Below are 7,391 nucleotides of genomic sequence, written 5' to 3' on the forward strand. Positions count from 1 at the left end.
CACTTCATATGTTTCCCCGGGAGGGAGAAGAGGAATCGGGGGGGAGGAAACCCCTTTTTGCAAAAAGGGGTTTCCTCCCCCCCGATTCCTCTTCTCCCTCCCGGGGAAACATATGAAGTGCAAACGATGCGGCGAGTTGGCGGCGGTGAAGCTGCCGAGCCACCATGCGGGGTTCTGCCCCGGGTGTTTCGAGCTTTTTTTCAGGAAGCAGGTGGAGACGGCCGTGCGGCGTCACGCCATGATCGCCCCGGGCGAGAAGGTGCTGGTGGCGGTTTCCGGCGGCAAGGACTCCCTGGCGCTCATGCGGGTGCTGTCGGACCTGGGCCATGACGTGACGGGGCTGCACGTGCATCTGGGCATTCCGGACTCCTCGGACCCGGTCTGCGCGCGCACCGAGGCCTATTGCCGGGAAAACGGCTTTGCGCTGCACGTGCTGCGTACCGGGGACGTGGGCCTGGCCATCCCCAAGGTCAAGGCGGCGGTGCACCGGCCCATCTGCGCCGTGTGCGGCAAGATCAAACGGCATTACTTCAACCGGTTCGCCTATGAGAACGGCTTTGCCGCCCTGGCCACCGGGCACAACCTCGACGACGAGGTGGCTCGTCTTTTCGCCAACGTGCTGCGCTGGGACGCGACCTATCTCGGCAGCCAGGGGCCGACGCTGCCGAGCGAGGGGCGCTTCGTGCGCAAGATCAAGCCGCTTTACCGGTTGACGGAGTTCGAGACGGCGGCCTACTGCTTTTTGAAGGGCATCGACCACTGGAAGGCGGCCTGCCCCTACTCCGGAGGGGCCAGCTTCACCGGCCACAAGAAGCTCTTCGCCGACCTGGAGCACGCCAGTCCCGGCCAGAAGATCGCCTTCTACGAGGCGTTTCTGGCCAAGGGCAGGGAGCATTTCGCCGAGACCAACCGCGAAGGCAGGCAACAGCTCACGCCCTGCGCGAGCTGTGGCTACCCGTCCTCGGGCGAGCTGTGCGGCGTGTGCCGCATCCGCGCCCTGGTCGCGAAGTAGCCCCGCCGCAACGCGCCCGACGGCCAGGTGCGACGTATGGACACCCCCACGACCATTTTGCTCCTGGCCGTCGGCTCCTTCGTCATCTGCGCCCTGCTGCTCGTTTTCCAGCGCCACAAGGATGCGGCCCAGCGCATCCCGTTCCTGGCCCCGGCCAAGTTCCTCCAGGGCGCGGGCTCCCTGGTCCTGTACCTGCGCGGTCCCTTTCCGGACGTCCTGACGGTCGCGCTCGGCAACACCCCCCTGCTCCTCGGCTGCGTCTGCGAATTCTGGGCCGCGGCGCACCTGGCCGACCGGCCCGTTTCCCGGCGCGCCCAGTTGGCCATGACGGCCTGCATCGTCGTCGCCTGCCTGGCTGTCTGCGCCCTGCCCCCGGTCTTGCGGCCCGTGATCCTTTTCACCGGCCATGCCGGCCTGTATCTGCTGCCGGCCTGGGTTCTGCTCAGGGACAACGAGACCGGCTCGCTCCTGCGCCGGACGCTCGGCGTCAGCTACGCGCTCCTTGGCGGCCTTTTTCTCCTCTACAGCCTTTCCAGGGGCTTCGGCGACGGCGGAGAGCCTGTCCTTTTGGGACTTCCCCTCGAGATGCTGCCCGGGACCGGGGCTTACGCCATGATGCTCGTCGGCGCCTGCAGCATGCTGCTCCTGGCCAAGGAACGGGACGACGACGCCTTGGAAAGGACCCGGCAGTCCCTGAGCCGCACCGAGGCGCAGTACCGGCAGATCGTGGACACGGCCCTGGAAGGCATCCTCTCCCTGGACGCCGAGGACCGCGTCACCTACGTGAACGCGCGCATGGCGGCGCTGCTCGGCTTCGCGCCGGAGGAACTGCTTGGCAAAAGGATCGACGCGTTCATCGCGCCGGAGCACCTGCCGGCCCACGCCGCCCACATGGCCGTGCGGCGCAAGGGCGGCGACGCGGTCTACGAGATCTGCGGGGTGCGCCGGGACGGCGAGAAGCTCTGGGGGCTCGTCTCGTCCAAGTCCGTCATGGGAGCCGACGGGACCTACCAGGGCGCGTTCGTCATGTTCACGGACATCACGACGCGAAAGACCATGGAAGCGGCCCTCGAGCAGTCCAACCGCTCCCTGGCCGTCCTGACCAGGACCGACGGGCTCACGGGCATCGCCAACAGGCGGCATTTCGACGCCGCCCTGACCCTGGCCTGCGCCCGTCACGACTGCCAGGGCGCGCCGCTGTCGCTGATCATGCTCGACATCGACCACTTCAAGGCCTTCAACGACCTCTACGGCCACGTGGAAGGGGACGCCTGCCTGCGGCGCGTGGGCGAAACCCTCACCAAGACGGTCGTCGGCCGGGGCTGCCTGGTCGCCCGCTACGGAGGGGAGGAATTCGCCTGCGTCCTGCCCCGGACGGACCTGGCCGCTGCCCGGCAGGCGGCGCAACGCATCCGCCTGGCCGTGCGCGCCCTGGCCATCCCCCACGCCGGCTCGGCCGCCGGCGACCGCGTCACGGCCAGCCTCGGGGTCGTGACCTGGGCCGGGACCGCCCCGGCCAGCCCCAGGGATCTGGTGGCCAGGGCCGACGCCCTGCTCTACCGGGCCAAGTCCTCGGGTCGGGACTGCGTCGTGTGCCTGGAGATCGGCGAAACGGCCGCCCCGGCCCGGACCGACCGCGAAACGGCGGATTGAGAACGGACCGGCCGATCAGCCGGCCAGGGTCTCGCCCAGGGCGCGCAGGTAGCCTTCGAGCATGGCCGGGGTGATGTCGCCCATGTGGCCGATGCGAAAGATCGGCCGCTTGCCCTCGGCCTCGAAGTCCTCGTTGAGCTTGGCGTAGCCCGGGTCGAACAGGTAGCCGCGAGCGCGCATGGCCTCTTTGACCGCCTTGAGGTCGGCGAAGGTCATGCCCTCGGGCACCACCACCGTGGTCACGGTGGGCGAGCGGTATCCCTCCTCGGCGAAGGGCGCGTAACCGGGCAGCGCCTTCACGAAGGCCAGGGCCTGGTCGCGCATGGCCGCGTGGCGGGCGAACCGGGCCTCGACGCCCTCTTCCTTGACGATATATTCCAGTTGCAGCCACATCTGGTTGCCAAGGGCCACGTTGGGCGTGGACTGGGTCTGGAATTTGGCCGCCCGGCCCAGGTGGGCCAGGATGTCGGAGGCGTGGCCCCGGGCCGTGACGTGGCGCGCCTTGTCCACGGCCGCCGGGCTCACGAAGCCGATGCCGAAGCCGGCGTTGAGGCCCAGGGACTTCTGCGTCGCGGTGCAGTACATGTCGCAGCCGGAGCCGGCGATGCCGCTTGGCGCGCCGCCGAAGATGCTCACCCCGTCGACCACGGCCAGGGCCCCCCGGGCCTTGGCCGCGCGGCAAAGCGCCACGACGTCGCTGGTCACGCCCGTGGAGGTCTCGTTGTGGGTGACGGCGACCACGGCGGGCCTGTGGGCGTCCATGGCCGCTTCCAGGGCGGCCACGGTGGCCGTCCTGCCCGGCTCCACGGCGAGCATCGCGGCCTTCTTGCCGTTTTCGAGCGAAATCTTGTGCCACAGGTCGCCGAACGCGCCCATGGACACGTGCAGCACCGTCTCGCCGTCGGCCACCAGGGAGCGCACGGCCGCTTCCATGGCCGTGGAGCCCGAGCCCAGGAAGAGGATGGTCCGGTAGTCCTCGGGCAAGGCGGCGATGGTCGCCAGGTCGGCGAAGATGGGGCCGAACCGCTTGGCGTTCTCGCTGTCGCGGTGGCCGTATTCGGGCCAGGCCCCGGCGGCGCGCACCTCGGGGCGGACGTAGGTCGGGCCGGTGATGAAAAGGGTGTGTTCGGGAAACGGCGCGTCGGACATGCATGCTTCTCCGTGTTGCGGTGAGGCGCGGACAGTACGGCAAAAGCGTCGCCCGGGCAATCGCGGCCCCTGAGCCGGTGCGGCCGGGCACGGAAGGTGCAACGTTGCGCCGGGGCGGCAATTTCGCCCCAGGGAGGCCCGCGCCATGCCACGCCTGCTGATCGCGCTCATTGCCCTGCTCTTGGCCGCCTGCGCGCCGATAGCCAACGGGGAGCTCGAGCGCATCCTCGACCGGGAGAGCAACGACCGCCTGACGCAGATCTACGGGCGGCAGGATTTTCGCACCATGCGGCAAAAAACGCCGTCGTTCCTGCTGCCGTAGCCGGGTCGCCGGCCAGCTCTCCCGTGCGTCTCCCGGACGCGCCTCACCGCAAACGCGAACGCGCCGGCCGGGCTTTCGCCCTGTCGTCGTCCGGCCGGGCCGGGAGGGGCACTGGTGGCGTGGGAGACGGGCCGGGCGTGGCGGTTGCGCCCGGCGTCCGACAGTCTGTGCGTTGCGTAAGCGCGCGGCGGCCACCCCGGACGGCAGGCGCGACGCGCCGCTTGCATCCGGGGAAGCACGGGGGGACGGCCGGGGCTAGCCGGTCTTTTCGTCCGGAGACGGGGCGGCCTGGTCGCCCGCCGGGGCGGCCTCGTCCCCGGTATCGGGTTCGGCCTCGGGCTTGGACTCGGGATAGACGATCTGTCCGGTGGCCTCGTCGTAGTACGGGCCTTCCGGAGCCTCGACGCGATCGGAGCGGCGCTGCTTTTTTTCTTCCTTCTTCTGTTTCTTGGCCAGTTCCTTGGACCGCTTGGCGAATGTATAGGCGTTTTTGGCCACTGCTCCTCCTGCGCTGGGGTTTCGGGCGAAGGCGCGCCCGCGACGTCGGCAACGCCGACTCGTATCGAGCATAGCCCAAACCGGGTCCGGGGAAAAGGAGAAATGCTTCCGAGGCGCGGCCCGGCGGACGGGCGCGCCATCTTGCCCGCCGCGCGCCCGGGCGCTATAGGCTCCCGATGCACGAGCCCGAAATCATCCTCATCCGCGTCTCCGGCCAGGACAAGCCCGGCCTCACCGCCGCCGTCACCGCCGAACTGGCCCGCCACAAGGCCGAAGTGCTGGACGTCGCCCAGTCCGTCATCCACGACACCCTGTCGCTCGGCATCCTGGTCAAGGCGCCGAGCGGCGGCGAAGCCACGCCGTTTCTCAAGGACCTGCTCTTTTGCGGCCACAAGCTCGGCGTGCACCTGACCTTCACCCCGGTGGACGCGGCCAGCTACGAGGCCTGGGTGGAGGGCCAGGGCAAGGACCGGCGCATCGTGACCCTGCTCGCCCGCCGCCTGACCGCCGAGCACATCGCCGCCGTCTCCGGGGTCATCGCCGCCAACGGGCTCAATATCGACGTCATCACGCGCCTGTCCGGCCGTGCCTCCCTGGAGGCCGCCGCCGCGCCGCGCATGGCCTGCGTGGAATTCTCCGTGCGCGGCACGCCGGACGACCTCACGGCGCTCAAAAGCGAATTCCTGGCCATCTCCGCCGACCTCGGCGTGGACATCGCCATCCAGGAGGACAACGCCTTCCGACGCAACCGCCGGCTGGTGGCCTTCGACATGGACTCCACGCTCATCGCCGCCGAGGTCATCGACGAGTTGGCCAAGGCCGCGGGCGTGGGCGAGGCCGTGGCCGCCATCACCGAGTCGGCCATGCGCGGCGAGATCGACTTCAAGGAGAGCCTGCGCCGCCGGCTGCGCCAGTTGCGGGGCCTGCCCGCGGAGGTCCTCGAGACCGTGGCCGGGCGCATCCCCCTCAACGACGGAGCGGAGCGGCTCATCACGAACCTGAAACGCTTCGGCTACAAGATCGCCATCATCTCCGGCGGCTTCACCTATTTCGGCAACCGGCTCAAGGAACGCCTGGGCATCGACTACGTCTTCGCCAACGAACTGGAGATCCGCGACGGCAGGCTCACGGGCGAGGTGGTGGGCGACATCGTGGACGCGGCGCGCAAGGCCGACATCCTGCGCATGCTGGCCGAGCGCGAGAGCCTGTCCCTGCAGCAGGTCATCGCCGTGGGGGACGGGGCCAACGATTTGCCCATGCTCGGCATCGCGGGCCTCGGCATCGCCTACCACGCCAAGCCGGTGGTCAAGAAGGGCGCCGGCCAGGCCATCTCCACCCTGGGCCTGGACAGCATCCTCTACCTCGTGGGCGTGCGGGAGCGCGACACCTTATCGTAACACGACCGTCGCCCCACCCCGCCCCGCGCCCGCCGGACGGGGATTCTTGACACGCCTTATCCGAATCGTCACAATTCGATCACACGTTCGTCGCCCGTAACAAGGGACGAAAAGGGTTGACCGAACGCATCCCCCGAGGCCGACCGCCCGGGGAAAACCCGGAGTGTGACGTGGAAACCCCGCTCGACAACGCCATCCACTCGCTCAAGGTGGATGTCCTGCATATGATGCATCTGGCACAGGACGCCGTCAAAAAGGCGGTGGCCAGCCTGCTGGAGCACAACGCCGCCAAGGCCCGCGAAGTCATCGACGCGGACCGGGAAATCAACGAATACGAGTGCCGCGTCGATTCCGAGAGCCTCAAGATCCTGGCCCTGCACCACCCCGTGGCCAAGGACCTGCGCTTCATCGTGGGCTCGATGCGCATGCTGGTCAACATCGAGCGCCTGGGCGACGAGGCGGTCAACATCGCCGAACGGGTGCTGGTGCTGACCACTGAGCCGCGCCAGCCCATGCACGACGACCTGCGCCGCCTGGCCGACCTGGCCATGGAGCTCATGCGCGCCTGCATCAACTGCTACATGGACCTCGACGCCGAGGCGGCCGTGGCGATCATCGAGCAAAACGCGGCCGCTCTCGACCTCAACGTGCGCATCTTCCGCGAAGTCACGAGCGAGATGATCCGCGAGTCCCGGCCCGTGGAACGCGCGGTGCAGCAGTCCTTCGTGGCCCACAGCCTCAAGCGCATTTGCGATCAGTGCGCCAACATCGCCGAATCCACGATCTTCATCCGCAAGGCCATCGACTACAAGCACAAGTGCGGCCTGCCGTCCCAAGACGGCTGATCCCGTCCCTCACCCGCATTCTGACGCAGGCTTTCGAACAGCTCCGCTCCCCCTTTCGAGGAGGTCCAGGAGGGGGGCACCCCCTCCTGGCCGCCGGAGGCATTCTTCTCCCCTACTTTCCCCCGTTCTCCTCGCTTCTCCTCCCCCTCGCCCCTATCCTCCCGCCACCTTCCCGCGTTTGCGGGCGGTCGGGTCGCGGTGTTCGCAGGGCACGCCCACCTGGCACAGGCCGCAGCTGTTGACGGGGATGCCGGGCATCTGTTCGGCGGCCACGTAGGGCGCGGTGACGCCCCGGATGTAGTCCTTGCAGCGGGTCTTGTCGTGGCCGGCTTCGCTGATGGCCCCGACGGGGCAGCGTTTCATGCAGGCCCGGCAGGGGACGCCCACGGCGCGCAGGCACCAGGCGTCGTGGCGGGCGTAGGGGCGCGGCGTGGGGGGAAACGCCGCCCGCGCCACCACGCTGCCCACGCGCACGGCCTGGCCGGCCGGGGTGATGAGCCCGTCCGAGAGCCCGA

Annotated in this window: 7 protein-coding genes and 1 pseudogene; 5 read left to right on the top strand and 3 right to left on the bottom strand. The window is 69.0% G+C overall.

The window, feature by feature from the left end; all coding sequences use genetic code 11:
• Positions 1-112: 112 nt before the first annotated feature.
• Entirely contained in the window at positions 113-1,012 is a 900-nt protein-coding gene (locus tag Q1K70_RS03850) for an ATP-binding protein (protein ID WP_300156006.1), read from the top strand.
• Positions 1,013-1,048: 36 nt separating this feature from the next.
• Positions 1,049-2,665, top strand: coding sequence for a diguanylate cyclase (locus Q1K70_RS03855; protein WP_300156009.1), 1,617 nt, complete (start codon positions 1,049-1,051; stop codon positions 2,663-2,665).
• A 15-nt stretch (positions 2,666-2,680) separates the two neighbouring features.
• Here Q1K70_RS03855 and Q1K70_RS03860 read toward each other — a convergent pair whose 3' ends face one another.
• Positions 2,681-3,814 (bottom strand): aminotransferase class V-fold PLP-dependent enzyme, encoded by a 1,134-nt coding sequence (locus Q1K70_RS03860; protein WP_300156011.1) that lies wholly within the window; start codon positions 3,812-3,814, stop codon positions 2,681-2,683.
• A 145-nt stretch (positions 3,815-3,959) separates the two neighbouring features.
• Between Q1K70_RS03860 and Q1K70_RS03865 the strand changes: the two genes are divergently transcribed.
• Positions 3,960-4,136 (top strand): hypothetical protein, encoded by a 177-nt coding sequence (locus tag Q1K70_RS03865; RefSeq protein ID WP_300156014.1) that lies wholly within the window; start codon positions 3,960-3,962, stop codon positions 4,134-4,136.
• Between the two features lie 255 nt (positions 4,137-4,391).
• Here Q1K70_RS03865 and Q1K70_RS03870 read toward each other — a convergent pair whose 3' ends face one another.
• A complete protein-coding gene (locus Q1K70_RS03870; RefSeq protein ID WP_300156017.1) occupies positions 4,392-4,634 on the bottom strand; it encodes a hypothetical protein in 243 nt (80 codons plus the stop codon).
• Positions 4,635-4,810: 176 nt separating this feature from the next.
• Between Q1K70_RS03870 and serB the strand changes: the two genes are divergently transcribed.
• Both serB and phoU read left to right on the top strand, forming a co-directional pair.
• On the top strand, positions 4,811-6,031 hold the full coding sequence (serB, locus tag Q1K70_RS03875) for a phosphoserine phosphatase SerB (RefSeq protein ID WP_300156020.1): 1,221 nt from the start codon (positions 4,811-4,813) through the stop codon (positions 6,029-6,031).
• 170 nt (positions 6,032-6,201) lie between these two features.
• Positions 6,202-6,876 carry a phosphate signaling complex protein PhoU gene (gene phoU / locus Q1K70_RS03880; RefSeq protein WP_300156023.1) on the top strand — a complete coding sequence of 225 codons (675 nt, stop codon included), beginning with the start codon at positions 6,202-6,204 and terminating at the stop codon, positions 6,874-6,876.
• 153 nt (positions 6,877-7,029) lie between these two features.
• Here the strand turns inward: phoU and Q1K70_RS03885 are convergent.
• Positions 7,030-7,391 (bottom strand): annotated as a pseudogene (locus Q1K70_RS03885) (4Fe-4S ferredoxin); the annotation flags it as partial.

Origin of the sequence: Solidesulfovibrio sp. (genome assembly GCF_029978005.1) — a bacterium.
Taxonomy (GTDB): domain Bacteria; phylum Desulfobacterota; class Desulfovibrionia; order Desulfovibrionales; family Desulfovibrionaceae; genus Solidesulfovibrio.